Raw genomic sequence first — 23,319 nt, forward strand, 5'->3', positions numbered from 1 at the left:
ACGTGAAGGCGATCCGCAGATTCACCGTCCGCTCCGTCCTGCCCGAGCCGCTCCAGCCGCTCGAGGAGCTCGTACTCAACCTGCGCTGGTCATGGCATCCGGAGACACTCGATCTCTTCGAGTCGGTCGATCCGGACCTGTGGGAGGCGACCCGGCACGACCCGGTGCGCCTGCTCGGCGAGGTCTCGCCCGAGCGGCTGTCCGCTCTCACCGGTGACCGGCGCTTCCTGCGTGCTCTCGGCGACGCCGTCGACGACCTCCGCGAGTACGTCACCGCCCCGCGCTGGTATCAGACGCTCACCGACGCTCCCACGGCGATCGCCTACTTCTCCCCGGAGTACGGCATCGCCGCGGCGCTGCCGCAGTACTCCGGTGGCCTGGGAATTCTCGCCGGTGACCACCTCAAGACCGCCAGCGATCTCGGCGTGCCGATCGTCGGGGTGGGATTGCTGTACCGCCACGGTTACTTCTCCCAGTCCCTGTCGCCGGACGGCTGGCAGCAGGAGCGCTACCCCCCGATCGACCCGGCCGGGCTTCCGCTCACGCTCCTGCGCGAGGCCGACGGCACGCCGGCGCGGGTCGGCGTCGGCCTCCCCGAGGGCCGCACCCTCCACGCCCAGATCTGGGTCGCGAACGTCGGCCGCGTGCCGCTGCTCCTCCTCGACTCCGACGTCGAGGAGAACGACCCGATCGCCCGTGACGTCACCGACCGCCTCTACGGCGGCGGCACCGACCACCGGCTGCTCCAGGAGATGCTGCTCGGCATCGGCGGCGTCCGCGCCATCCGCGTGTACTCCCGCATCACCGGCCACGCCGCCCCCGAGGTGTTCCACACCAACGAGGGCCACGCCGGCTTCCTCGGCCTCGAGCGCATCCGCGAGTACATCGACGACCACGGCCTGACCTTCGACGAGGCCCTCGAGGCCACCCGCGCCGGCACGGTCTTCACGACCCACACCCCGGTCCCGGCCGGCATCGACCGGTTCCCGCGCGAGCTGATCGAGCGCTACTTCGGCGGCTCCAACGAAGAGGGCAGCCTGCCCGCCGACCGCATCCTCGCGCTCGGCGCGGAGTCCTACGAAGAGGGCGACCCGGCCGTCTTCAACATGGCGGTCATGGGCATGCGCCTGGCCCAGCGCGTCAACGGCGTCTCCGAGCTGCACGGCCACGTCAGCCGCGAGATGTTCGGCGGCCTGTGGCCCGGGTTCGACACCGACGAGGTCCCGATCGGCTCGATCACCAACGGCGTCCACGGCTCGACGTGGGTCGCGCCCGAGATCATCGACCTGGCCCGCCGCGAGCTGCCCGACATCGTCGAGCTCGGCCGCGGCTGGGAGGGCGTCGAGAAGGTCTCCGCGGCCGAGATCTGGCGCATCCGCCGCACCCTGCGCGCCCGGCTCGTCGAGGACGCCCGCCGGCGGCTCCGGGAGTCCTGGCGCCAGCGCGGCGCCAGCGAGGCCGAGCTCACCTGGATCGACGACGCCCTCGACCCGGACGTCCTGACGATCGGCTTCGCGCGCCGCGTCCCGTCGTACAAGCGGCTCACCCTGATGCTGCGCGACCCGGAGCGGCTCAAGTCGATCCTGCTCGACCCCGAGCGCCCGGTGCAGATCATCATCGCCGGCAAGGCGCACCCGGCCGACGAGGGCGGCAAGCGGCTGATCCAGGACATCGTCCGGTTCAGCGACGACCCCGCCGTACGGCACCGGATCGTGTTCCTGCCCGACTACGACATGGCGCTCGGTCAGTCGCTCGTCCAGGGCTGCGACGTCTGGATGAACAATCCGCTGCGCCCGCTGGAGGCCTGCGGCACGTCCGGCATGAAGGTCGCCCTCAACGGCGGCCTGAACCTCTCCATCCGCGACGGATGGTGGGACGAGTGGTTCGACGGCAACAACGGCTGGGCGATCCCGTCCGCCGACCGCGCCGACGACCCGGACCGCCGCGATGACATCGAGGCGCAGGCCCTCTACGAGCTGATCGAGGACCACGTCACCACGCTGTTCTACGACCACGCCGGTGAGGGCATGCCGCGCCGCTGGCTGGAGATGGTCAAGCACACGCTGGCCTCCCTCGGCCCGAAGGTGCTCGCCGGGCGCATGCTCCGCGACTACGTCCAGGACCTGTACGCCCCGGCGGCCGCCTCGGCCCGCCGGCTGTCCGCCGACGGCAACGCCGGCGCCAAGGCGCTCGCCACCTGGCGGCACCGGATCGCCAAGGCGTGGCCGTCCGTCTCGGTCGAGCACGTCGAGTCCACCGGCGCGGGCAAGACCCCGCACCTGGGCACGCGCCTGACCGTACGGGCCACGGTCCAGCTCGGCGAGCTGCGTCCGGACGACGTCGCCGTCGAGGTCGCGTACGGCCGGGTCGACGACAACGATGCCCTGGTCGGGCCGTCGTACCTCGAGCTCGACCAGGCCGAGGACCTCGGCGAGAGCCGGTTCCGCTTCACCGGTGAGGTCCCCCTGGACCGGACCGGAGCGTTCGGGTACAGCGTCCGCGTCGTGCCCCGGCACGAGCTGCTGGCCTCCCGCGCGGAGACGGGCCTGATCGCCCTGCCGCCGGCGCCGATCGGCATGACCAACGGCGACCTGCGCTGACCACCACGAACGTCCCCGGACCCGGCAACGGGTTCGGGGACGTTCGCGTCGTCGGGTACTGCGCCGCTGCGGCATCCGCCCCGTACGCCGCCCGGCGAAGCCGTAGGTTGTCCCGATGACGCGATCTCGGACCACACCGCCCCGGCCCGTCGACGTCGCCACGGTGTTCCCGGAGCTGGCCGCCCACCGTCGTACGGCGACGCGCCTGCATCCACGGCCGGGAGACCCCGGCCCCGGGGACAGCTCGGTGGGCGGGCCGCTGCTGTGGCCGGCGGACGAACCCTGGCCGACCTGCGAGCAGTTCCACGTCGGGATGGTGACGACCGAAGGTGTCCGGCTGCGGCGGCGCCTCCTCGAACGGGCCTGGGGCCGCACCAGACGAGGCGAGACCCTGCAGCTCACCGACGAGGAGAAGGCCGAGCTGAAGCGCGCCGAGGACCCGCCGACGGACGAGGACGACGCGAAGGCCGATCCGATGCCGCTGATGGCGCTGGCCCAGCTGTACGCCCGCGACGTCCCCGGACTGACCTGCCCGGAGGGCATGGACCTGCTGCAGGTCCTGTGGTGCCCGCACGAGCACGACGACCACGACCTGTACCTGCCCGCCGTCCACCTGCGCTGGCGCCGCGCGTCCGACGTGACCGCCGTCCTGGCCGACCAGCCGGAGCCCGCGACCGTGGAGTACGACGACTACGTGCCGGAGCCGTGCGTGCTCCATCCCGAAGTGATCACCGAGTACGAGTACGTCGAACTGCTTCCCGAGGACCTGCAGGAGCGGATCAAGGAGTGGGAGGAGGCCACCGGGAACGACTACCGGGGCGAGCTGTCGCTCGCCCTCGGCTGGAAGGTCGGCGGCTTCGCCTCCTGGAGCCTGTCCGGCCCGGAACCCATGGTCTGCGAATGCGGCCGCGCCATGGAGCCACTGCTCACGATCGACACCTGCGAATGGGAGAGCCCGTACGGCGGGAGCTGGCGGCCCGTCGAGGAGCCGGAACATCCCGCCGGCGAGTTCGAGTCCCTGGCCAACCCGAACATGCCCACGTCGATCGTCATCAGCCGCGGCTACGCCCTCTACGCGTTCAGCTGCCCGGCCTCTTTCGACCACCCACTGCGCTTCACGATGCAGTAAGCCCGGTGCCCTCGTCGAGGGACGTCACCTCGACACACGTTTCACCGGTGCCGCTCCGGGACGACTTCCGCCAGATTGCGCTGGTCAGGTCCATTGCTTCGCCACTTCCGCCAGCAGATCGACCGATTGTTTCCCAGGGAGGGCCTCAACGCGCAAAGCCTCCCAGATCCGCTTCATCGTAGCGACGTCCTCGGCAGCGTCGATGATGTCGCCGCTGAAGGTGTCCTCCACGTAGACGGCTTCCCGGCCGTCGAAGCCGAGGATGAGGAAGCCGCCCGCCAGGCCCGGATAGGCGCCCACGCCGCTCGGAACGATCTGGATGACGACGCCCGGCCGCTCGGCGACGGCGAGCAGATGCGCGAGTTGCTCGCGCATCACCTCCGGGCCACCGACGGGCCTGCGGAGCACCGACTCGTCCATGACCGCGACCAGCAGGGGAGCGTCGTCCGCGGTCAGGATCGACTGCCGGTCCAGCCGCGCCTGGACCAGTTCGTCGACGTCCGGATAGTGCCTGCCGGATCGCAGAAGGACTTCTCGCGCGTAGTCGCCGGTCTGCAACAGCCCGGGTACGAGAAGCGGCTGATAGGTGGACAGTGATGACGACCGTCCTTCGATCTCAAGCAACCTCCCGAGCCATTCCGGGGCGTCGCTGGTCACGAGTTCGGTGATCATCCGGGCGAGGATCGCGTCGATCCCGAGCACCTCGATGAGCGGAGGGACGTACTTGGGCTTGGGGATCCGTCGCCCCGACTCCCACGCCGCGACCAGCGACTCGGACGCGTAGATCGCTTTGGCGAGGGCCGCCTGGGTCATTCCCTTCTGCTCGCGTGCCCGACGCAGCTCTTTGGCGATGAAGGCGCGCGGTGTCAGGTGGTTGCCGGTCATTTCTGCCGCACACCTCCATACAAGCGGATGCGTTCCCGTACAGGTCGTTGTGCTGCCTTTGAGTGTTCCACGGACAGGGGGCGGGCGGCATTCTGTTCGAGGAATCGACGGAAGGAATGATCCATGCCGATCAACGACAGAAGTGACGTATACACGCTCGTGACGCGCCTGGCCGAAGAATGCGGGAAAGCGGGTCTTGTCGCCACGGTCATCAGCCCGACTCGGGTCCACGTCAACGCGGGGGTACATTCGCGCCTTGCTGAGACAATTCGGTGTCATCCGGACGCCGACGAGAGGCTGATGTGGTGGTGGAGCTGGGGCGAGCCCATCTGCCCGGCCGCCAGCATCGATCTCGCCGTGCGGCGCATCGCCCACGTCGTCGCTCCGGGCGTTGGAGATCGATGAACGACCTCCAACGCGCGATCAACGACTTCTACGCGACCCTGGACGCGTTACGGTTCCGAGGTGCCTCGCAGGTCGCCGAACTGCAGCAGCTCGAGATTCTGGTCCGGAAATATCCGGAATTCGCGCAACGCTTTTTGGCGGGGCTGGGGCGCCATCATCACAATCCGGAATGATGGCGGCCCCGGGGCACTTTTTTCGTGATGTCCACTCAGTCGTGGTCGTCCGAGCCCCGAGCACTGCCGTATGCACTTTCGCCGGCCTTTGCTCTGCTCACCTCGAGTAGGCACTGGACCGTACCAGGTGCATACCCGAGGTGAGCAGAGCAAAGGCGGAGAGGAGAAGGGACGGTGGGGGTGGGGCGGTGAGCGGACAGGCACGCCTCGTCAGCGCCGTCCATCGCGGAAAGCGAGCCACAACCGATTTCCCCGCCTCAGGGCACACCGCTGACACCGTGGGACGACCATGGCCGCGCTTCATCGGCTGGTATGGCGCGGAATGAGAGACTAATCCGGATCTTCGAGGTCGGGTAGGGCCTCGTAGGCGGGTTTGAGGACGTCGACGAGGTCCCGGCGGCGGACCTTGACCTTGGGCGGGTCGAGGAGACGGAGCAGCAGGGCCGGGGGGACCGGGGGAGCGGGCGGGCGGTCGCGGACGACGGCGGGCGCCCAGAAGTCCTCCATCCGCTCCGCCAGGGGCGTCTCCTCGATGGTCAGCGGGTCGACCTCGGCGGGTTCGAGGCGGCGCAGGCCGGCGAGGAGGTCGTCCTTCGTGCGGCCGTGCCAGGTGAGAATGAGGAACGGGTCGTCGTCGAACGCCTCGGCCAGGAGGTAGAGCACCGCGGCGGTGTGCTTGCACGGGTCGCCCCAGTCCGGGCAGCTGCACATCAGGTGCATGTCCGCCGACGACTGCGGGAACAGCGAGACACCGAAGATGGCGAAGACGTCCTCGATCTCCGGCGGCATCTCCCCGGCCAGCAGCCGCGCCCGGAACACCGCCTGGGAGGCCAGGGCCTGCTCGATCGACTCCCAGACCGCGTCCGGGACCGGGTCGATGCCGATCGACACCTCGTACGGCTCGGGGTCGGAGCCCTGGACGAGGGCGGTCACCTCGTACGCGTCGATCCGCAGCTTCATCACCTGGCCCTTGCGGGCGTACGTGCGGCCCCGCGTGAGCCGGCCACGATCGGCGAAGGACTCCAGGACGTCGATGAAGCGGCGGGACCACCACTGCTCGCCGATGGAGCCGCGCCCGCTCGACTTCGCCTTCAGGCCGTCCTCGACGGGCCGGGCCTTCCCGTAGATCGGCATCAGTCGCTCACCGCCTCGGGGTCGAGCCGCATGATCTCGCGCAGGTCGGCGACGGACAGCTCGGTGAGCCAGCCCTCGCCGGTGCCGACGATGCGCTCGGCCAGGGACTTCTTGCGTTCGATCATCTCATCGACCCGCTCCTCGATCGTGCCGACGCAGATGAACTTGCGGACCTGGACGTTCTTGGTCTGCCCGATGCGGAACGCGCGGTCGGTCGCCTGGTCCTCGACGGCGGGGTTCCACCAGCGGTCGACGTGGACGACGTGGTTGGCCGCGGTGAGGTTCAGCCCGGTGCCGGCCGCCTTCAGCGACAGCAGGAAGATCGCCGGATCGGCGTCCTCCTGGAACCGGCGGATCAGCTCGTCGCGCTGCTTCTTGTTGACGCCGCCGTGCAGCCACAGCACCGGGCGGTCGAGCTTGGCCTCCAGGTGCGGCCGCAGCATCGCGCCGAACTCGGCGTACTGGGTGAAGACGAGCGCCTTCTCACCCTGCTCGACGACCTCGGCGCAAATCTCCTCCAGGCGTTCGAGCTTGCCGGAGCGGCCGTGCAGGCGCGAGCCGTCCTTGAGCAGGTGGACGGGGTGGTTGCAGACCTGCTTGAGCTTGGCCATGGTGGCCAGCACGAGGCCACGCCGCTCCATGCCCTCGCTGCCGCTGATCTGGTCGAGCATGTCCTCGACGGTCGCCTGGTACAGCGACGCCTGCTCCTGCGTCAGATTGCACCAGACCTTGATCTCCTGCTTGTCCGGCAGGTCCGTGATGATCGTCTTGTCGGTCTTCAGGCGGCGCAGGATGAACGGGCCGGTCGCCCGGTGCAGGGCGGCGGCGGCCTCCTCGTCGCCGTGCGCCTCGATCGGCACCGCGAACCGCTCGCGGAAGTACTGGCGCGGTCCGAGCACGCCGGGGTTGGCGAACTCCATGATCGACCACAGCTCGGTCAGATGGTTCTCCACCGGCGTGCCGGTGAGCGCCAGCTTGCTGCGCGCCGGGATGCTCCGGACCGCCCGCGCCTGCCGGGTGCCGCTGTTCTTCAGCGCCTGCGCCTCGTCGCAGACGACGCGGTCCCACTCGATCGCGGCGAGCGCCTCATGGTCCCGCGCGGCGGTGCCGTACGTGGTCAGCACCAGATCGGCCTCGGCCGCCGCCTTCACGAGGTCCTCGCCGCGGTGCCGCCCGCTGCCGTGGTGCACGTAGATCCGCAGCTTCGGCGTGAACCGCGCCGCCTCCCGCTGCCAGTTCCCGATCAGCGACATCGGCCCGATCAACAACGTCGGCCCAGTGGGTCGTTTCGAACGTTCGGCGGTTAGCAGGGCGAGCGTCTGCGCCGTGTTGTGGCAGATCATGCCGGCAGCCACATAGTTATGGTGCTCCGCGACCTCGAAGTCGTAGACCCAGCCTTCGTACTCGACGTCTTCGACCGACAGGACCTTCGCGTAGAAGACCTCTCGGTCTGCACGTTGCTTCAGCCGATCACGGATACCGCTCAGACCTTCCCGGTCGAGCCGTTCGTAACAGGCCGGTGCCTGTGCCGTCCACTTGCTCTTCTTCTTGCCCTGGTAGGCGGCGGCTGCTTCACCGGAGAGCATGGCATTGATCGCCGTGATGGCGGCGGACGCCGTCTTCTTCGACATCTCCTGAGTGCCGGTGAAGTAGACCGTGCCTACGCCGAAGTGCCTCATCGGCAGGCCGGTGACGTGCCGGGCATGTACGAGTAGGTCACAAGCCGGGATGCCCTCGACGTTGGTGTTGTGCTGCGTATCGCACAATAGGTCGAGCTTCTCTTGCTTGGCGGCGTCCGCTATGCCGATGCGGTCTCGGAAGGTTCGCAAGGAAGGGCCGCCGATGATCCCTACGGTGTACGGCCGCTTGATCCCTGTGTCGTTGGTGGCGCTCTTGTACTTGACCGTCGTTCGCATCCAGACGCCATGTCGTCGCAGCATCATGGAGACCTGGTGGAGCATCCAGGATGATGCCGAGGAGACCTCGACCATCTTCATCGACGTTCTGACCGAGCCTTCGGCGGCGAAGTAGTGGCGTAGGAAGAGCGCGGTGGTGGCGTCGTCAGCGGATGTGATGAACTCGGGAATCCTCTTGTGTGCAGAGACTCGCCCCCACCGGTGACCGAGCTCTTCGAGGAAGTAGGCGTAGTCCTTACTCGTGAATCGAAGGTAGGGTGTATTCCCGTTCGTGGGCACCAGGACCGACGGCTTGTTGATCACGAGTCCGTATTTCGTGCCGATCCTCAGCAGCGTATCGTGCAATTCCTTCAGTACGGGCAGCTTCTTCTGAGTAATGGTCCCCGCGTAATGGTCGCCTTCGTATCCTTCGCTGAGCTGCCATGCAAGGAAGGTCGTCAGGTCGGGATCCGCCGGATCACCGGAGACGGTGAGCTTGGCCGGGACGCACACGCGATCCCCGGGGCGAAGCTCTCTTGTCCAGCCGTCGACTCCGAGCAGGTGGTGCCGCCGGGTGATCTTTATTTCGCTACCGTCGTCCAGTAGTACGCGTCGAATCGGCTCCCGAATATGCTGCCGGTACAGACGTGATATCGGGGCCGGGACGATCCTCCCTGCGTCGTCTATCGCGTTTGTCGACAGAGGCTCGGTCGGCGTCGACCATTCGCCTTCACCATCGAACTCGGTTACTCCCGAGAAGCGGGCCCATGCGTCTTTGGCGCTGATGAGTGCGCCATTGATGAGGACCGGTGTCTCTGGCGCCAGGCATTTCCCCAGGCCCATGTCGTCCGCGAGGATTGCGCCGAGGCCGAGGCGGTCGAGGAAGGACAGCCAGGCGAGGCCGCGTTCCTGGTAGGGGCGCAGCGTGCCCTCGAAGTCGTCGGGGGTGCCGATCGGCTCCAGGCGGCGGTCGGCCTCGCCGGAGAACAGGTCGCCGAGCGGGCCGTCGGCGTCGACCTGGAGCAGCGGCAGGGCCTCGTCGCCCGCGTGGATGGCGGCGCGGACGGCCTGGGCCGCGGTCATCTCGCCGGTGCGGCGCTGCTGCAGGAAGTCGAGGGCGGAGGCCAGCTGGCGCTCGTCGAGCTCGACCCACTTGCCGCGCAGCCGTACGAGCGGGGCCTTGAGCCGGGCCAGCTCGGCCAGCTCCTCCTCGGTGATGTCCTCGCCCTCGATCGCCAGGTCCCACCGGAAGTCGACCAGGCTGTCGAGGCCGAAGCCGGAGGAGGTGGCGGCCCCGGCCCCGTCGGTCGCGGTCTTGGCGCGGGTCGTGAGCTTCATGCCGAGCCGTGCCCGGCCCGCCCACTGCGGGAGCTGGACGCCGAATCCGGCGGCGGACAGCAGGGGCGCCGACTCCCGCAGGAACCGGAACGCGCCCTCGGCGTCGGTCGTCACGCTGGTGGGCGTCGCGACCCGGAGCGCCTGGGCGAGGTCCGGGTAGAGGCGCAGCGCGCGGCCCAGGCCGGTGAGCAGGGTCTCCTCGGCGTTCGGCACCGAGGTGACCTCGCCGGTCCAGAGGGCGGCGGCCGGGACGTAGAGGCTGGGGTCGTCGGTGCCCTGCACGGCGAACTCGACCGTCCACGGCCCCTGCACGACGACCTCGCCCTCGGGCGCGGGCGGCTCGACGAGGCGGAAGCAGACGCGGAGGGGACCGTGCGACCGGCGGGCCGCGGCGGCCCAGGCGTCCAGCTCGGCGGCGAGCGCGTCCGGGTCGTCGCCCGGCTCGCGGGACACGGTCGGGTCGGGCCCGGTGAGCGCGGCGGCCCAGCGCTCGGTGAGCGGCAGGCGGTCGGGGACGCGGCCCGTGCGCTCGGGCAGCAGCGGGTGCGGCACGACGCCGCGTACGGCGGCGTCGACGAGGCCGGAGAGCGCGTCAAGCAGGACGTCGGACGCGGCGAGGTCCTCGTCGGCGGCGCGGCAGGCGGGCGGCATCGCGGCGGCCAGCTCGCGAAATCGCGCGGCGTCGTCGCCGGTGATCACCGGCCGCCACCGGGCCGTCAGGTCGCCGTCCTCGCGTACGAGCGTGGGCAGGACCCGGCCCCGGGCGGCGAGGTGGACCGCCTCCTCGGCGACGTGCGCGAAGAACCGCAGGTCCGCGCCGCGTACGACGTCCTCGGAGTCGGTGGCCAGGTGTAGCAGGGTCATGGCGGCGAGCGGGTCGAGCACGAGCGCCGGAATCCGCCAGGGATGCGGCCGGGGCCGTCCGGACGTCGGCTCGCGCGCCAGCTCGGGCGAGGGGAACGGGCCGGTGGCGGAGCCGGGGAGCAGCAGGGTCGGCTCGATCCGAGGCGCGCCGTGCGTCACGGCGGCGTAGGAGGTGCCCTCGAAGTCGGAGGTCGCGAAGGGATGCGGCTTCGGGGAGACGCGGACGCGCGTGGTGAGGGGGAGTGCGGAGTCCTCCGCCCACAGGCACAGGGCACCGCCGTGCCAGGTGGCGTGCGCGACGAGCATGATCGCCTACCCCCCGTGACGGCGCTGCGGACCCGGTGAAGTTACCAAACCCCGCCGACGTTCCCTCCCCTTCCAGCCTGTACTACTCCGTGAGAGGTTCCTCCGGCCTCAACGGCGATGGCCAGGCCAATGCGGGTCGTCCCAGCGGGCCGGACCGCTGAGGCCGAGCAGCCGCACCTTGTGCAGGAGCTCTTCGGCGTCACCGCACGCTCGCAGCCGGGCGGGGGCGTGGGAGACCAGCCAGGCCGTCAGCTGCACACGGGTCCGCTCCTCGTCTTCCCAAGCGTCCCAGGGCAGGTTGTCATCCAGCAGTTCGGACTCCCAGTGCGCGACCGCTTGAAGCAGGTGCCGGTCCGCCACCGGGTGCCGGGTCGCTTCCCACGCGGCGAGCCAGGGGGTGAGCGTGGCGGAGGCCTCAGCGTTCGCGGCGAACACTTCGTAGGCGGGCACGGCGGGATCCGGGTCGGTGAGTGTGTGGGCCCACCAGGCGTCCAGGAACGTCTGCACCGCTGTGGCCTGTGCGGTGGGCCATTGCTGCCACTGGCCGCGGGCCAGACACCGTCCCGCCTCCTCCATGCCGAACCACGGGGTGATGGATCCGTTGACCAGTGCTGAGGCGAATTGCGGCAGGATGCGCCGCAGCACCGCAGGGTGATCGGTCCAGTCCGGCGCCTGCCAGGTACGCCGCAGAAGGTCAGGGTCCAACTCCATGTCCGGCGTCTTCAGTTGCGCCAGCTCTTCCGCGCTGCCCCAATGGCAAGGGCAGTTGTACTCATCGGGCCGGGCGGTCATCCCGGCGAAGGCGGCCGCCAGGTCGTCGAGTGCGGCGTCCAGACGACGTCGGGCAAGTGCCGGGTCAGAGTCGATCATGGGCGTTCGCCTTTGCGGACTCCAGCGGCTGACGCCGACCGAAGATCACGAACTTACCGGTTCCTCTGCTGTCGGCGGGACATATGACGGCACCTCATGCTCTGTGGCCACCAGGGCGGTGCCGTGGAAGCGCAGAGGAGCGCGAACGCTTCGGGGCGAGGGGTCCGCGGGTTCCTGAGCGGATACCGCCCTCGTTAGGCTCGCGACGCAGCGCAGTCGATGAGGGAGGCACCGTGGGCGAGTTCGTACGCGTGGAGGTCGAGGAGGCCGTCGCCACCATCCGGCTGAACCGGCCGAAGGTGAACGCACTGAACGCGCAGGTCGTGGCCGAGCTGGCCGAGGCGGCGCGGGCCGTGGACGCCGACCCGGACGTCCGGGCCGTCGTGCTGTACGGCGGTGAGCGGGCGTTCGTGGCCGGCGCGGACATCAAGGAGATGGCCGAGCTGCCGTACGCCCAGGCCACCGGGCACGCCCGGGCGCTGCAGGACGCCCTGAACGCCGTGGCGCGGATCGGCAAGCCGGTCGTCGCCGCGATCACCGGGTACGCGCTGGGCGGGGGCCTGGAGCTCGCGCTGTGCGCCGACTTCCGCGTCGCGGGGGAGTCGGCGAAGGTGGGCCAGCCGGAGATCCAGCTCGGCGTCATCCCCGGTGCCGGCGGCACCCAGCGGCTGCCCCGGCTGATCGGGCCGTCCCGTGCCAAGGACCTGATCTTCACCGGACGGCACGTCGGCGCCGAGGAGGCTCTGGCGATCGGCCTGGTGGACCGGGTCGTGCCGGACGACCAGGTGTACGCCGCCGCAACCGAGCTGGTCGCGCGGTACGCCACGGGCCCGGCGATCGCGCTGCGCGCCGCCAAGCAGGCGATCGACGCCGGCCTGGAGACCGACCTGGCGACCGGGCTGGAGATCGAGCGGCTGCAGTTCGCGGGCCTGTTCGCCACCGAGGACCAGAAGAACGGCATGCGCAGCTTCATGGAGGAAGGACCCGGGAAGGCCCGCTTCACCGGCCGCTGACGGAACCCGGCGGCCCGGTCGTACGTCACACGATTGTGAACGGGTCAGGAGGCGGGGTGCCCGGCGAGTCGCTGCCGCCCGCGGCGCAGGCGAGGCTCGGGCAGGCCCGCGGGTCCGGCACCTGGACCTCCGGCCTGAACGTGAACGAGTTCGCCGGGCTGCGGTCGGTCGGGTTCGAGCCGGTCGGTCAGGTCATGGGCAGCGCGGTCCACAACCTGGCCTGGTGGTATCGCGCGTCGATCGACTGCGGCTACCGGCGCGCCTTCCTCGGCCCCGGCTCCGCGACGACGATCACGTCGGGGATGCAGGGCGCGTGGAGCGGTTATGGCGCGTACGTCGACACGCTCTACCGGGCCCGGCACACGGCGATGAGCCGGATGGCCGCCGAGTGCGCGGCGCTGGGCGGGGACGGCGTCGTGGCCGTACGGCTGACCGTCGCGCCGTTCCAGGGCTCGGCGCACCATCTGGAGTTCCAGGCGATGGGCACGGCCGTCCGCGCCGCCGGGGGCGTACGCCCGGGCCGGGTGTTCCTGTCCCATGTGAGCGGCCAGGAGTTCGTGAAGCTGATCGAGACCGGCTGGGTGCCCGTGGACCTGGTGATGGGCACCTCGGTCGGCGTCCGCCATGACGACTGGCGGGTCAACTGGTCCACCGGCAGATTCGCGCCCGCGCAGGAGGTGGGCGGCTGGACGGAGCTGGTGTCGGTGACCCGGCACGAGGCCCGCGCGCGCCTGCTGGCCGACGCGGGGCGTACCGGCGCCGACGGGGTCGTCGTCTCCGGGGTCGACCTGCGCGTGAACGAACGTGAGTGCAGGGTGGCCGACAAGCAGCACGACCACGTCGTCGAGACCACGATCCTCGGCACCGCGATCGCCGAGTTCCGCGCTCCGCACCGCCCGATCCGCCCGTTGACGATCATGAGGTTGAGATAGATGACCGATCCCGTCGCTCAGGGAGTTCCCGCCGACGCGATGACCCGGCTCGCCGAGCTGCGCCCGGGGGCGCCCGGTGGGCTGTTCACCAGCGACCTGTCCGTGAACGAGTTCCTGCTCGTCCGGGAGGCCGGGTTCCGTCCGCTCGGGCTGGTGCTGGGCAGCTCGATCTACCACGTCGGCATCCAGGTCGGCCGGTGGAGCAAGAACATGGAGCTGGACCAGCTGTCCGGCGCGATGTACCACGCGCGGGAGCTGGCGATGACCCGCATGGAGGCCGAGGCCGACCAGCTCGGCGCGGACGGCATCGTCGGCGTCCGGCTGCGCGTGGAGTTCCGCGACTTCGGCAGCGACATCGCCGAGTTCATCGCCGTCGGCACCGCGGTCAAGGCCGACGACACCTCTCAGAACTGGCGGAACAACAAGAACCAGCCGTTCACCTCGGACCTGAACGGCCAGGACTTCTGGACCCTGATCCAGGCGGGGTACGCGCCGCTGGGCATGGTGATGGGCACGTGCGTCTACCACGTGGCGCACCGCCGGCTCGGCTCGGTCCTGGGCAGCCTGGGGCAGAACGTTGAGATCCCGGAGTTCACCCAGGCGCTGTACGACGCGCGGGAGCTGGCGATGACCCGCATGCAGGCGGAGGCGCAGGCCCTGCACGCCGAGGGGATCGTCGGGGTCTACCTCGACCAGTTCCACCACCAGTGGGGCGGCCACACGATGGAGTTCTTCGCGATCGGGACGGCCGTACGGCCGCTGCGGGCCGATCACGTCATCGCCAAACCGCAGATGGTGCTCGGGCTGGACCGCTGATTCACTGATGGCCATGGACTTCGACATGGTGGCCGCCGCGCTGCGCCGCGACACCGCCGACCTCGCCACGTACGCCCGCGTGCTGACCGGAACGCTCGCCGACGCGCTGCCGCCCGGCTGCGTGACCGTCGAGCACGAGCGGAGTCTGGGCGACCGGCTGCGGGGGCGTGACGGGCGGCCCCATCGGATCGTCGTCCGGCTCGGCGAGCGCACGCTGTCCCTCACGGCCGCCGCCGGCCGGCCGGTCGGGGAGATCCACCACGAGGTGCGCGGCGTCGTGCTGTCCCGCGACCAGGTGACGCTCGACGTGTGGGTGCGCGCCCTCGCCGAGGAGCTCCTGGCCCAGGCCGAGGCGGACGCCCGTGCCGCCGAGGCGCTCCGCCGCCTGGTGGCCGGCGGCTGACCGGCGAAGGTCCACGCTGTACGGTCGAGGCGCCGTCTTCGTGAAGGGAGTCGTCAGTGCGGGTGTTCGTCTCGGTCGACATGGAGGGCGTGTCCGGGCTCACCGACCCGGATGAGATGCGGGCGGGCGGGCGCGGCTACGAGCGCGGCTGCGAGCTGATGACCGCCGACGCGAACGCCGCGGTGGCCGGGGCGTTCGACGCCGGAGCCGACGAGGTGATCGTCACCGACGCGCACGGAAGCACGAAGAACATCCGCGCCGACCTCATCGACGAGCGGTGTTCGCTGATCCGCGGGCCGTACCGTCCGCTGCGGATGGGGCAGGGGCTCGACACCGGCCATGACGCGGCGATGTTCGTGGGCTACCACGCCCGCGCGGGCGTGCCGCACGGCGTGCTCAACCACACGTGGATGGGTTATGAGATCCAGAACCTCTACCTGAACGGCGAGATCTGCGGCGAGATCCGGCTGATCGCCGCGCTGGCCGGGTCGATGGGCGTGCCGGTCGCGCTCGTGGCGGGCGACGAGGCGGCGTGCGCGGAGGCCCGCGAGGTGCTCGGCGACGTCGAGACGGTCGCGGTGAAGAAGGGCATCGACCGTTACTCCGCGCAGCTCCTGCCGCCCGCCCGCGCCCAGGCCCTGATCCGGGAGGGCGCCGCCCGCGCCCTGCGCGACCTGGACCGCCGCCGCCCGTACACGGTGCCGTCCCCGTACACGCTGGGCATCGACTGGGCGTCCACCGCGATGGCGGAGTCCTGCGCGATGATCCCGGGCGTCAAGCGGCTCGGCCCCCGGTCGGTGGAGTTCACCAGCGACGACTACGCCGAGATCATGGCGGTGCTGGGCATCCTGGCCTCGATCGGCGGAGACGTCGGCTGCACCGGCCGGCACTACGGCTGACGTCGGAGGTCCGGCTGACGCCGGCGGTCCGGGTGCCGTCGGTAGGGTGACGTCCCATGTGGGGACTGTCGCTCGAGCCCGCCCTCGACCGTACGGATCTGCTCGCCGCGCCCGTGGCGGAGGCGATCCGCGCGTGGAAGGGCGAGGACGCCTTCCAGGTGGCCGAGATCGACCCGGAGCTCGCCGACACCGCCGCGTTCTGCGAGCGGTACGGCACTCCGCTCGACACGTCGGCCAACTGCGTGATCGTCTGCGCCAAGCGGGGCGGCGAGGTGCGGCTCGCGGCCTGCGTGGTGCTCGCGACGACGCGCGCCGACGTCAACGGCGTCGTACGGCGCCGGCTCGACGCGCGGAAGGCGTCGTTCGCGCCGCAGGAGCAGGCCGTGACGGAGACGGGCATGGAGTACGGCGGGATCACGCCGTTCGGCCTGCCCGCCGAGTGGCCGGTCCTGGTGGACCGGGCCGTCGTCGAGACCCCGTACGTCGTCGTCGGCAGCGGGGTGCGGCGGTCCAAGCTGATCGTCCCCGGCGCCTCGCTCGCCGCGCTCGGCTCGGCCGAGGTCATCGAGGGCCTCGCCCGCTGACGGACCCGGCGGCGCCTCCGCGCGCCGGGCCCCGGCGGGGCCCAGGGGCCCCGCCCGGTTGACACGATCCGGAACCTCCGGAGCGGGTTCGGCGTCAAACCCTGCATGAACGCGACGGGAGTTGCGCCGCTGGGCTCGTACGAGCTGCTGGAACGGGTCGGCGAGGGGGCCACGTCCGTGGTGTACCGCGCCACGGACCGGTTCGGGCGGACGGTCGCGGTGAAGGAGCCGCGGCGCGAGTTCGCGCACGACCCGGGCGTCCGCCGCCGCCTGGCCCGTGAGGCCCGGGCGATGGCGCGGGTGCGCAGCCCGTACGTCGCCGAGGTCTTCGACGCCTGCCTGGACGGCGACCGTCCCCACCTCGTCACCGAGTTCGTCGCGGGCGTGCCGCTGCGCGACCTGGTGACGACGTACGGGCCGTTGTGGGAGGAGGCGCTGTACGGCTTCGCGGAGCGGTTCGCGCGGGGCCTGGCGGCGGTGCACGGGGCCGGGGTGCTGCACCGGGACCTCAAGCCCGGCAACGTCATGGTGCTCGGCGGCGTACCCAAGATCATCGACTTCGGGATCGCGCGGGAGGCGGGGACCGAGGAGGTCACCCAGCCGGGCGTGCTGACCGGGACGCCGGGTTACGTCGCGCCCGAGCTGATCGACGGCGGTCGTTGCAGTGAGGCGTCCGACGTCTTCTCGTGGGCCGCGACGGTCGCGTTCGCGGCGACGGGCCGCCCGCCGTTCGGGACGGGGTCGCTGCACGGCGTCTGCTTCCGGGTGCTGCGCGGGGCCGCCGACCTGGACGGCGTGCCCGAGCCGCTGCTGCCGCTGCTACGCCGTGCCCTGTCCCGCGACCCGGCCGAGCGCCCGACCGCGGCCTGCCTGGCGGGCCGTCTGACCGAGCGGCGGCCGGTTCCCGCGTGGTGACCGGTTCCGCCGGGAAGGCCGTGAGGTGACACATGCCCAGGTATCGTGACGCATCTATGGAGGGGGTCGAGACGTCCGGCGAGAGCATCGGCCGATACCGCCTGATCGAGAAGATCGGGGAAGGCGGTATGGGGGTCGTGCACCTCGCCACCGACCCCTTCGGCCGCAAGGTCGCCGTGAAGGTCCTGCGGCCCGGGGTCGCGTCGGACCAGACGGCCCTGCGCCGGCTCGCCCGCGAGGTCGACTCCATGCGCCGGGTGCACAGCCCGCACGTCGCGGAGATCGTCGACGCGGACGTGACGGCCGAGCCGCCCTACGTCGTCACCCAGTTCGTTCCCGGCCGGACCCTGGAGCAGGCGGTCCGCGACGACGGCCCGCTGCGCGGCGACGCGCTGCAGCGGCTGGCGACGGGGCTGGCCTCCGCGCTGGCCGCCATCCACGACGCCGGCATCGTGCACCGGGACCTGAAGCCCGGCAACGTCATGTTCCTGGAGAACGGCGAGCCGGTCGTCATCGACTTCGGCATCGCGCAGGGCGTCGACGCGACGCGGCTGACCGCGACCGGCCTCGTGATCGGCACCCCCGGCTACCTCGCCCCGGAGATCATCGAGGGTGAGGACGCCGGCGCGCCCGCGGACGTCCACGCCTGGGCCGGCACGATCGCGTACGCCGCGACGGGGCGGGCGCCGTTCGGCGGCGGCACGTTCGAGTCGATCTTCTACAAGATCATGGAGGGCCGCCCGGACCTGGACGGCGTGCCCGAGGCGCTGCTCCCGGTCGTCCGGGCGGCGATGGCACGCAACCCGGCCGAGCGGCCGACCGCACACGCCCTCGTCGAGCTGACCCGGCGCATCGACGTCAACAGCACCCGGCTGGACCCGCCGTCGTCCCAGACCAAACGGCTCACCGCCGTCTCGTCCCCGCCGGCACCGGCGCCGGCCCGCCCGCGCGACTTCGTCGGGCAGCTTCCTCCGGCGCCGCCGCCTCCGCCCCCACAGCAGTACGCGCGTTCCCCGTACGGCGCGCCGGGGCCGCAGCAGGGCTCGCCGGGGTACGCACCGCGCCCGCCGAAGCCGCCGCGGCCCGATGAACCGAAGCCGTACGGCGTCTACCGGTTCCTGAGCCTGCTGCTCCTCGTCGCCGCGATCGGGCTGTCCCTGGTGACGCCCACGCTGGCGCTCATCGTCGTGCTCGCCGTGCTGCTCGTCCTGCGGACCGCCGACCGCGGCCACAAGGAGCTCACGTCCAAGCGCACCCGGCGCGGACCGCGCTCGGGCGACCTGGTCGCGGTCATCGCCAAGTCACCGTTCACGGCGGTGCGCGCGGCGCTGGGAATGCTGCTGGTCAGCCCACTGGCGATCATGGCCGGGGTCATCGTGCTGCTCATCGGGCTGGCCGCCAAGACCGCGCTGACGATCCCGCACGCGGTCGCGCTGGGCACCGCGGCGTTCGTGATCGTGCAGTGCCTGGGGCCCGGCAGCGAGCCCCCGCGCCGTCAGCTCGCGCGGTTCTGGGGAGCCGTGCTGCCGAGGCGGAACCAGGCCCTGATCGCGCTGGCGGTCATCGGATTCGTCGTCTTCCTGCTCGTGTCGTTCGCGCTCAGCCAGACGCCGGACCTGCGGCCCTTCGAGGCCCGGTCGCTCACGCACAACCTCGCCCACCTCCGCTCCGGCATCCGGAGTCTGCTCGGCGGCTGACCGGAGGCGACCCCTGCCCAGAGCCAACGCCTGACCAGGGGCGGCGCCCGACAGAGGAAGATCGAACGATGCCAGTGGAGGACGTCCCGGTGGACAAGGTCGGCCCCTACCGACTCGTCGCGGCCCTCGGCGAGGGCGGCATGGGCGTGGTCCACCGGGCGGTCGACGACGCCGGCCGCGAGGTGGCCCTCAAGGTCGTGCGCGCCGAGTACGCCGAGGACCTGACCTTCCGGCGGCGGCTGGCCCGCGAGGTCGACACGATGCGGCGGGTGCGCAGCCCGTACGTCGCCGAGGTCCTCGACGCCGACGTCGCCGCCGAACGCCCCTACATCGTCACCCGCTTCATCGACGGCCACCCGCTCGACGGTGTGGTCCGCGCGGCCGGGCCGCTGTCCGGCGGGCCGCTGGCACGCGTGGCGATCGGCCTGGCCGAGGCCGTGGCCGCCATCCACGAGGCGGGCGTCGTCCACCGGGACCTCAAGCCGAACAACGTCATGATGGTCGACGGCGCCCCGGTGGTCATCGACTTCGGCATCGCGCACGCGGCGGACGCGACGCGGCTCACCCGGACCGGCCTGGTCGTCGGCACCCCGGGATACCTCGGGCCGGAGATCCTCGACGGCCGGCCGCCGGGCCCCGCCGTCGACGTGTACGGCTGGGCGGCGACCGTCGCGTTCGCCGCGACCGGCCGCGCGCCGTTCGGCGGCGGTTCGCTGGAGGCGGTGCTGGCCCGGATCCTGTCCGGCAACCCCGACCTCGACGGCGTGCCGCCGGCCCTCGAACCGCTGCTGCGCGCGACCCTCGCCCGCGAACCGGAGGCCCGGCCGCCGGCGGCGGAGCTCGCGGGCCTGGTCCGCGCGCTCGACCTGGGCGCCCCGCCGCCCATCGCCGCGACGGCCCTCGGCCCGGCCGTCGACGCCGCCGGCACCGTCGGCGCGCCACCGGACTCCCGGCCTCCCGGTCCCGCCGGCGCGCCACCGGACTCCCGGCCCTCCGGCTCCACGGGACGGCCGGTGGATTCCCGGTCGGGCGGCACCGGCGCGCCGGCGGACTCCCGGTCCTCCGGTGGCACCGGCGCACCGTCGGGCTCCCGGGTCTCCGGCTCCGCCGGGGCGGGACCGGACTCCTCGGCCTCCGGCCCCGGCGCGGCGACGCGCGTTCCCGAGCCGCAGGCGAGCCCGGCGTCCGGGCCGGTCCCGGCCTCTCCCGGCGGGGCCCCGCCCCGCCAGGCGCCGCGGGTGGCGCTCGGCTGGTACAAGCTGCTCGCCTACCTGGCCATCGTCACGGCCGTGGCGGCCTGTGCCGTGGTCCCGATCGTCGGCCTGCCCCTCGTGGTGGCGGCCGTCTGGTACCTGCGGGCGGGGGACTCGGCCGTCCGGTCCCGCCGGGTGCCCGTACGCGGCGCCCAGGACCTCGTGCTGGCGCCCTTCCGCGTGCCTGGGTCGCTGGGCCGGTCCACCGCGGCGCTGGTGCCCGCGCTGCTGTACGCGGCGGTTGCGGCGGCGGTGACCGGCGGGGCGCTGGTCGCCTGGACCGCCTGGCACGACGTGGACTGGCCGGACGCCGTCCTGCGGTGGAGCGCGGCGGTGTTCGCGGCGATGACGCTCGCCGGGCCCGGCGTGATGGGGCCGCGCCGCCAGGCGGTCCGGCTGCTGTCGGCGCTGGCCCGGAGCCGGGCGCAGGCCGCGTCGGTGGGCCTCTGCCTCGCCGGGATCACCGCGCTCGCGGTCGCGGCGGGGTGGCTGCTCCGCCCTCGGTGGTGGCCGATCGGTGACCGGGCCGGCGCCATCGTTGATCTCACGGACACGATCGCCGGGCTCCTGCACCGGTGACGCGCGAGGTGTCCCCGCTCGGGGCGCCATGCGCCCTCCGGATGTGCGCGGCGCGTCGGCCGCGTCGCGCGGAATGGACCCCCGCGGCGCGGTAGTGTGGCACCGCCTTCGACGTCCGCCCGATGCGGGACCCCAGCGACTTTTTCCGAGGAGGGAACGGCGTTTCTCGCCGGCCAGGCGGCCGGGATGCGCGCCGCGCGCCGATGACGTGGGATGAGACATCCGGCGTGGTCTCCGACCCGCCTCGGGAGGGCGGGGAGACCGTCGACGCCATCGTCGAGGGCTGGTCACGGCTCCTCACGTACCTCGTCGTCGCCAGTGTGTTCGGGATCGCCGTCATCACGCCGTTCTTCGGGCTCCTGCTGGCGCTGGCGGGCGCGTCGTACCTGCGGGCCGGGCAGTTCCACGCGCGAAAACACCCCGCCACCCCGCTGCGGCTGACGGTCGGCCCGCTGACCGCGCCGCTGGATCTCGTCCGCGGTGCCGTCGGGACGCTGCTGACCGTGCCCTACGCCGCGGTGTTCGCCGTCCTGGTGCCGATGGTGATCATGGCGGCGGCGGCCGCCGACGTCCGGGTCGCCCCGCTGGTCGCGGCCGCCTGGGGCGCCGGGGCCGCGGCGTACGTCCTGCTGGCCGCGCCGGGCGTCCGGGCGCCGCGCCGGCACCTCCAGCAGGTCTTCACCGTGCTCGCATACGGCCCGCGCCGGATCGCGGTCATCGGAGCGCTCCTGTGCGCGGTGACGCTCGCCGTCCTGGCCGGCGCGATCGTCCTGCGGCCGAGCTTCGCCCCCATGTACGAACTGGAGAACTCCATCGCCCAGGAGCTCTCGCGATTCCAGGACTCCATCCAGCAGCGCGTGTCGTGACCGGGGACCGGCCGGGCCGGGCATTTACGATCTTGCGGTAGCCCGTCGACCGCGGAATCCCCCCATGACGTCCCTGCGCGAGAGTCTCGGCCCCTACCGGCTCCTGGAGGAGATCGGCGTCGGTGGCATGGGCGAGGTGCATCTCGCGCTGGCACCGGACGGCAGCACGGTCGCGGTCAAGATCCTGCATCCCGCCGTCGCCCGCGACCCGCTCGCCCGCCGCCGCCTCGAACGCGAGGTCGCGACGATGCGCCGGGTCCGCAGCGCGTACGTCGCCGAGGTGGTCGACGCGGACTTCACCGGACGCCGTCCGTACGTCGTCACGAGGTACGTCCAGGGCCGCTCCCTCGACCTGCGGGTACGCCGCGAGGGCCCGCTCCGCGGCGCGGCGCTGCCGACGGTGGCGCGCGGGCTGGCCCGCGCGCTGCACGTGATCCACGCTGCCGGGGTCGTGCACCGCGACCTCAAACCCGCCAACGTGATCATCGTCGACCGCGATCCGGTCGTCATCGACTTCGGTCTCGCGCACGTCCTGGACGCGACCCGGCTGACGCGTACGGGCATGGCGATCGGCACGCCCGGCTACCTGGCGCCGGAGATCCTCGACGGGGAGCGGGCCGGGCCGGCCGCCGACGTCTTCTCCTGGGCCGGGACGGTCGCGTTCGCGGCCACCGGCCGCCCGCCGTACGGGCCGGGGCCCGCGCAGGCGATCTTCTCCCGCGTGCTGCGGGGAAGGCACGACCTCCGCGGCGTCCCGGGCGAGCTGCGGGCGATGCTCGAGGCCGCGCTGGCGATCGACCCGGAGGCGCGCCCCGGCACCGGCGACCTCCTGGAGGCGTTCGCCGCCCTGCGGAACCGCTCACGGCCGGCGGCACGCGGCCCTCGGGCGGTCCCCGCCCCGGACGCTCCGCCGGCGCGGGACCTCCGCGCCGCGGCCGGCGTTCCGGGGGAGCGAGACGCTTCCGCCGCGCCCGACGCTTCACCGGACGCCCTGGACCTCCCGGACGCGCCGGATGTTCCGGAGGTGGGCGGTGCTCCGGGAGCCGACGGTGTTCCGCCGGGGGAGCGGCCCGTCGAGCCGGATGCCGGAGAGCGGCGCCGCGGCCTGCCGATGCGCCTGCTGCGCGGGGCGGCGGGGCTCGCCGTGCCGGCGGCCTGCTATGCCCTGCCGGTCCTGGCCGTCGCGACGATCCTGTCGGCCTGCGCCGCCGGCTACACGTGGGACGCCGTGGCCCGCGCCCGCAGCCGGACGGCGGCACGGGTCGGCCGGCTCGCCCGTCTCGGCTCGGTGCTCGCCGCGCTCGTCGCGGTTCCGGCGCAGACGGTGGTCCGGCTGATGGCGCTGGTCGTCGCGATGGTCGTGGGGTACGGCGCGGTGCTGGGGATCACCTGGTGGTCGGTCGTGCCGCGCGAGCGGGCCCTGGCGCTGCCCCTCGGGGTGCTCATGGTGGTGGCGGCGGTCGTGCGCGCACGCTACGGCGGTGAGCGCCGCGCGGCCCGGCTGGTCCTGGCGGTCCTGGCCGCAGGAGCGCTGGCGCTGGCGGTGGTGGGGATCCCGTTTCCGGCGTGGTGGCCGTTCACCGCACCGTGAACGGGGTGGACGGACTTTTGCACAGTCGCTACCCGTGGGTAACATCGGGGGCGACACGAGGGGACGCCCCGGAGCCGAACCACCTTCGGGTGTTTGGCAGGCTTAGGGCGTCCAACGCGTCAGCCCGCGTCGCCCGCAGGGACGGCGCCCGTCGTGCCGGAGGAGCGCGTAG

Annotated in this window: 20 protein-coding genes and 1 pseudogene; 15 read left to right on the top strand and 6 right to left on the bottom strand. The window is 72.1% G+C overall.

The window, feature by feature from the left end; translation table 11 throughout:
• Window positions 1-2: 2 nt before the first annotated feature.
• Together glgP and NDW01_RS20855 are read left to right on the top strand one after the other, a co-directional pair.
• On the top strand, window positions 3-2,600 hold the full coding sequence (glgP, locus tag NDW01_RS20850; protein WP_252822939.1) for an alpha-glucan family phosphorylase: 2,598 nt from the start codon (window positions 3-5) through the stop codon (window positions 2,598-2,600).
• Window positions 2,601-2,715: 115 nt separating this feature from the next.
• Window positions 2,716-3,729 carry a hypothetical protein gene (locus tag NDW01_RS20855; protein WP_252822940.1) on the top strand — a complete coding sequence of 338 codons (1,014 nt, stop codon included), beginning with the start codon at window positions 2,716-2,718 and terminating at the stop codon, window positions 3,727-3,729.
• On the opposite strand, the gene NDW01_RS20860 is transcribed toward NDW01_RS20855, so the two are convergent.
• On the bottom strand, window positions 3,716-3,823 hold the full coding sequence (locus NDW01_RS20860) for a DUF397 domain-containing protein (RefSeq protein ID WP_252822941.1): 108 nt from the start codon (window positions 3,821-3,823) through the stop codon (window positions 3,716-3,718). The genes NDW01_RS20855 and NDW01_RS20860 overlap by 14 nt on opposite strands.
• The gene (locus NDW01_RS20865) at window positions 3,814-4,614 is read right to left on the bottom strand and encodes a helix-turn-helix domain-containing protein (protein ID WP_252822942.1); all 801 of its coding nucleotides are present in this window, start codon (window positions 4,612-4,614) and stop codon (window positions 3,814-3,816) included. Before NDW01_RS20865 ends, NDW01_RS20860 begins: the two co-directional genes overlap by 10 nt.
• Window positions 4,615-4,737: 123 nt before the next feature.
• On the opposite strand from NDW01_RS20865, the gene NDW01_RS20870 reads away from it, so the two are divergent.
• Window positions 4,738-5,019 (top strand): hypothetical protein, encoded by a 282-nt coding sequence (locus NDW01_RS20870; RefSeq protein WP_252822943.1) that lies wholly within the window; start codon window positions 4,738-4,740, stop codon window positions 5,017-5,019.
• Window positions 5,016-5,192 (top strand): hypothetical protein, encoded by a 177-nt coding sequence (locus tag NDW01_RS20875; RefSeq protein WP_252822944.1) that lies wholly within the window; start codon window positions 5,016-5,018, stop codon window positions 5,190-5,192. Before NDW01_RS20870 ends, NDW01_RS20875 begins: the two co-directional genes overlap by 4 nt.
• Window positions 5,193-5,522: 330 nt before the next feature.
• Here NDW01_RS20875 and NDW01_RS20880 read toward each other — a convergent pair whose 3' ends face one another.
• The 4 genes and pseudogenes from NDW01_RS20880 to NDW01_RS20895 form a co-directional block, all read right to left on the bottom strand.
• The gene (locus tag NDW01_RS20880) at window positions 5,523-6,326 is read right to left on the bottom strand and encodes an SWIM zinc finger family protein (RefSeq protein WP_252822945.1); all 804 of its coding nucleotides are present in this window, start codon (window positions 6,324-6,326) and stop codon (window positions 5,523-5,525) included.
• Window positions 6,326-9,304 carry an SNF2-related protein gene (locus NDW01_RS20885; protein WP_256512677.1) on the bottom strand — a complete coding sequence of 993 codons (2,979 nt, stop codon included), beginning with the start codon at window positions 9,302-9,304 and terminating at the stop codon, window positions 6,326-6,328. The genes NDW01_RS20880 and NDW01_RS20885 overlap by 1 nt, the downstream gene beginning before the upstream one ends.
• A pseudogene (locus tag NDW01_RS43890) lies at window positions 9,287-10,729 on the bottom strand (SNF2 helicase-associated domain-containing protein); the annotation flags it as partial. The pseudogene NDW01_RS43890 and the gene NDW01_RS20885, both read right to left, overlap by 18 nt.
• A 108-nt stretch (window positions 10,730-10,837) precedes the next feature.
• Complete coding sequence (locus tag NDW01_RS20895) at window positions 10,838-11,599, bottom strand: hypothetical protein (protein WP_252822946.1); 762 nt, start codon at window positions 11,597-11,599, stop codon at window positions 10,838-10,840.
• Between the two features lie 233 nt (window positions 11,600-11,832).
• On the opposite strand from NDW01_RS20895, the gene NDW01_RS20900 reads away from it, so the two are divergent.
• The 11 genes from NDW01_RS20900 to NDW01_RS20950 all read left to right on the top strand — a co-directional run bounded on the left by NDW01_RS20900 (window position 11,833) and on the right by NDW01_RS20950 (window position 23,147).
• Window positions 11,833-12,612, top strand: a complete 780-nt coding sequence (locus NDW01_RS20900; protein ID WP_252822947.1) for an enoyl-CoA hydratase/isomerase family protein — start codon at window positions 11,833-11,835, stop codon at window positions 12,610-12,612.
• A 56-nt stretch (window positions 12,613-12,668) separates the two neighbouring features.
• A complete protein-coding gene (locus NDW01_RS20905) occupies window positions 12,669-13,544 on the top strand; it encodes a heavy metal-binding domain-containing protein (protein ID WP_252822948.1) in 876 nt (291 codons plus the stop codon).
• Complete coding sequence (locus NDW01_RS20910) at window positions 13,545-14,360, top strand: heavy metal-binding domain-containing protein (protein ID WP_252822949.1); 816 nt, start codon at window positions 13,545-13,547, stop codon at window positions 14,358-14,360.
• Between the two features lie 13 nt (window positions 14,361-14,373).
• Window positions 14,374-14,763 (top strand): hypothetical protein, encoded by a 390-nt coding sequence (locus tag NDW01_RS20915; protein WP_252822950.1) that lies wholly within the window; start codon window positions 14,374-14,376, stop codon window positions 14,761-14,763.
• Window positions 14,764-14,819: 56 nt separating this feature from the next.
• Entirely contained in the window at window positions 14,820-15,662 is an 843-nt protein-coding gene (locus NDW01_RS20920) for a M55 family metallopeptidase (protein WP_252775952.1), read from the top strand.
• 56 nt (window positions 15,663-15,718) lie between these two features.
• Window positions 15,719-16,246, top strand: coding sequence for a YbaK/EbsC family protein (locus NDW01_RS20925; RefSeq protein ID WP_252822951.1), 528 nt, complete (start codon window positions 15,719-15,721; stop codon window positions 16,244-16,246).
• A gap of 105 nt (window positions 16,247-16,351) precedes the next feature.
• Window positions 16,352-17,161, top strand: a complete 810-nt coding sequence (locus NDW01_RS20930; protein WP_252822952.1) for a serine/threonine-protein kinase — start codon at window positions 16,352-16,354, stop codon at window positions 17,159-17,161.
• Window positions 17,162-17,193: 32 nt separating this feature from the next.
• Entirely contained in the window at window positions 17,194-18,858 is a 1,665-nt protein-coding gene (locus NDW01_RS20935) for a serine/threonine-protein kinase (RefSeq protein WP_252822953.1), read from the top strand.
• 68 nt (window positions 18,859-18,926) lie between these two features.
• Window positions 18,927-20,690 carry a serine/threonine-protein kinase gene (locus NDW01_RS20940; RefSeq protein ID WP_252822954.1) on the top strand — a complete coding sequence of 588 codons (1,764 nt, stop codon included), beginning with the start codon at window positions 18,927-18,929 and terminating at the stop codon, window positions 20,688-20,690.
• Window positions 20,691-20,917: 227 nt separating this feature from the next.
• Entirely contained in the window at window positions 20,918-21,556 is a 639-nt protein-coding gene (locus NDW01_RS20945; protein ID WP_252822955.1) for a hypothetical protein, read from the top strand.
• Window positions 21,557-21,620: 64 nt separating this feature from the next.
• The gene (locus NDW01_RS20950; protein WP_252822956.1) at window positions 21,621-23,147 is read left to right on the top strand and encodes a serine/threonine-protein kinase; all 1,527 of its coding nucleotides are present in this window, start codon (window positions 21,621-21,623) and stop codon (window positions 23,145-23,147) included.
• Window positions 23,148-23,319 lie beyond the last annotated feature (172 nt).

It is taken from the genome of Actinoallomurus soli (assembly GCF_024055715.1).
GTDB classification, from domain to species: Bacteria; Actinomycetota; Actinomycetes; order Streptosporangiales; family Streptosporangiaceae; genus Actinoallomurus; species Actinoallomurus soli.

Coding starts and splice junctions, on each gene's coding strand:
- NDW01_RS20915 (WP_252822950.1), top strand. CDS start 14,374: ATGGACTTCGACATGGTGGCCGCCGCGCTGCGCCGCGACACCGCCGAC.
- NDW01_RS20940 (WP_252822954.1), top strand. CDS start 18,927: ATGCCAGTGGAGGACGTCCCGGTGGACAAGGTCGGCCCCTACCGACTC.
- NDW01_RS20875 (WP_252822944.1), top strand. CDS start 5,016: ATGAACGACCTCCAACGCGCGATCAACGACTTCTACGCGACCCTGGAC.
- NDW01_RS20950 (WP_252822956.1), top strand. CDS start 21,621: ATGACGTCCCTGCGCGAGAGTCTCGGCCCCTACCGGCTCCTGGAGGAG.
- NDW01_RS20870 (WP_252822943.1), top strand. CDS start 4,738: ATGCCGATCAACGACAGAAGTGACGTATACACGCTCGTGACGCGCCTG.
- NDW01_RS20895 (WP_252822946.1), bottom strand. CDS start 11,599: ATGATCGACTCTGACCCGGCACTTGCCCGACGTCGTCTGGACGCCGCA.
- NDW01_RS20930 (WP_252822952.1), top strand. CDS start 16,352: ATGAACGCGACGGGAGTTGCGCCGCTGGGCTCGTACGAGCTGCTGGAA.
- NDW01_RS20925 (WP_252822951.1), top strand. CDS start 15,719: ATGTGGGGACTGTCGCTCGAGCCCGCCCTCGACCGTACGGATCTGCTC.
- NDW01_RS20935 (WP_252822953.1), top strand. CDS start 17,194: ATGCCCAGGTATCGTGACGCATCTATGGAGGGGGTCGAGACGTCCGGC.
- NDW01_RS20880 (WP_252822945.1), bottom strand. CDS start 6,326: ATGCCGATCTACGGGAAGGCCCGGCCCGTCGAGGACGGCCTGAAGGCG.
- NDW01_RS20865 (WP_252822942.1), bottom strand. CDS start 4,614: ATGACCGGCAACCACCTGACACCGCGCGCCTTCATCGCCAAAGAGCTG.
- NDW01_RS20855 (WP_252822940.1), top strand. CDS start 2,716: ATGACGCGATCTCGGACCACACCGCCCCGGCCCGTCGACGTCGCCACG.
- NDW01_RS20860 (WP_252822941.1), bottom strand. CDS start 3,823: ATGGACCTGACCAGCGCAATCTGGCGGAAGTCGTCCCGGAGCGGCACC.
- NDW01_RS20885 (WP_256512677.1), bottom strand. CDS start 9,304: ATGACCGCGGCCCAGGCCGTCCGCGCCGCCATCCACGCGGGCGACGAG.
- NDW01_RS20910 (WP_252822949.1), top strand. CDS start 13,545: ATGACCGATCCCGTCGCTCAGGGAGTTCCCGCCGACGCGATGACCCGG.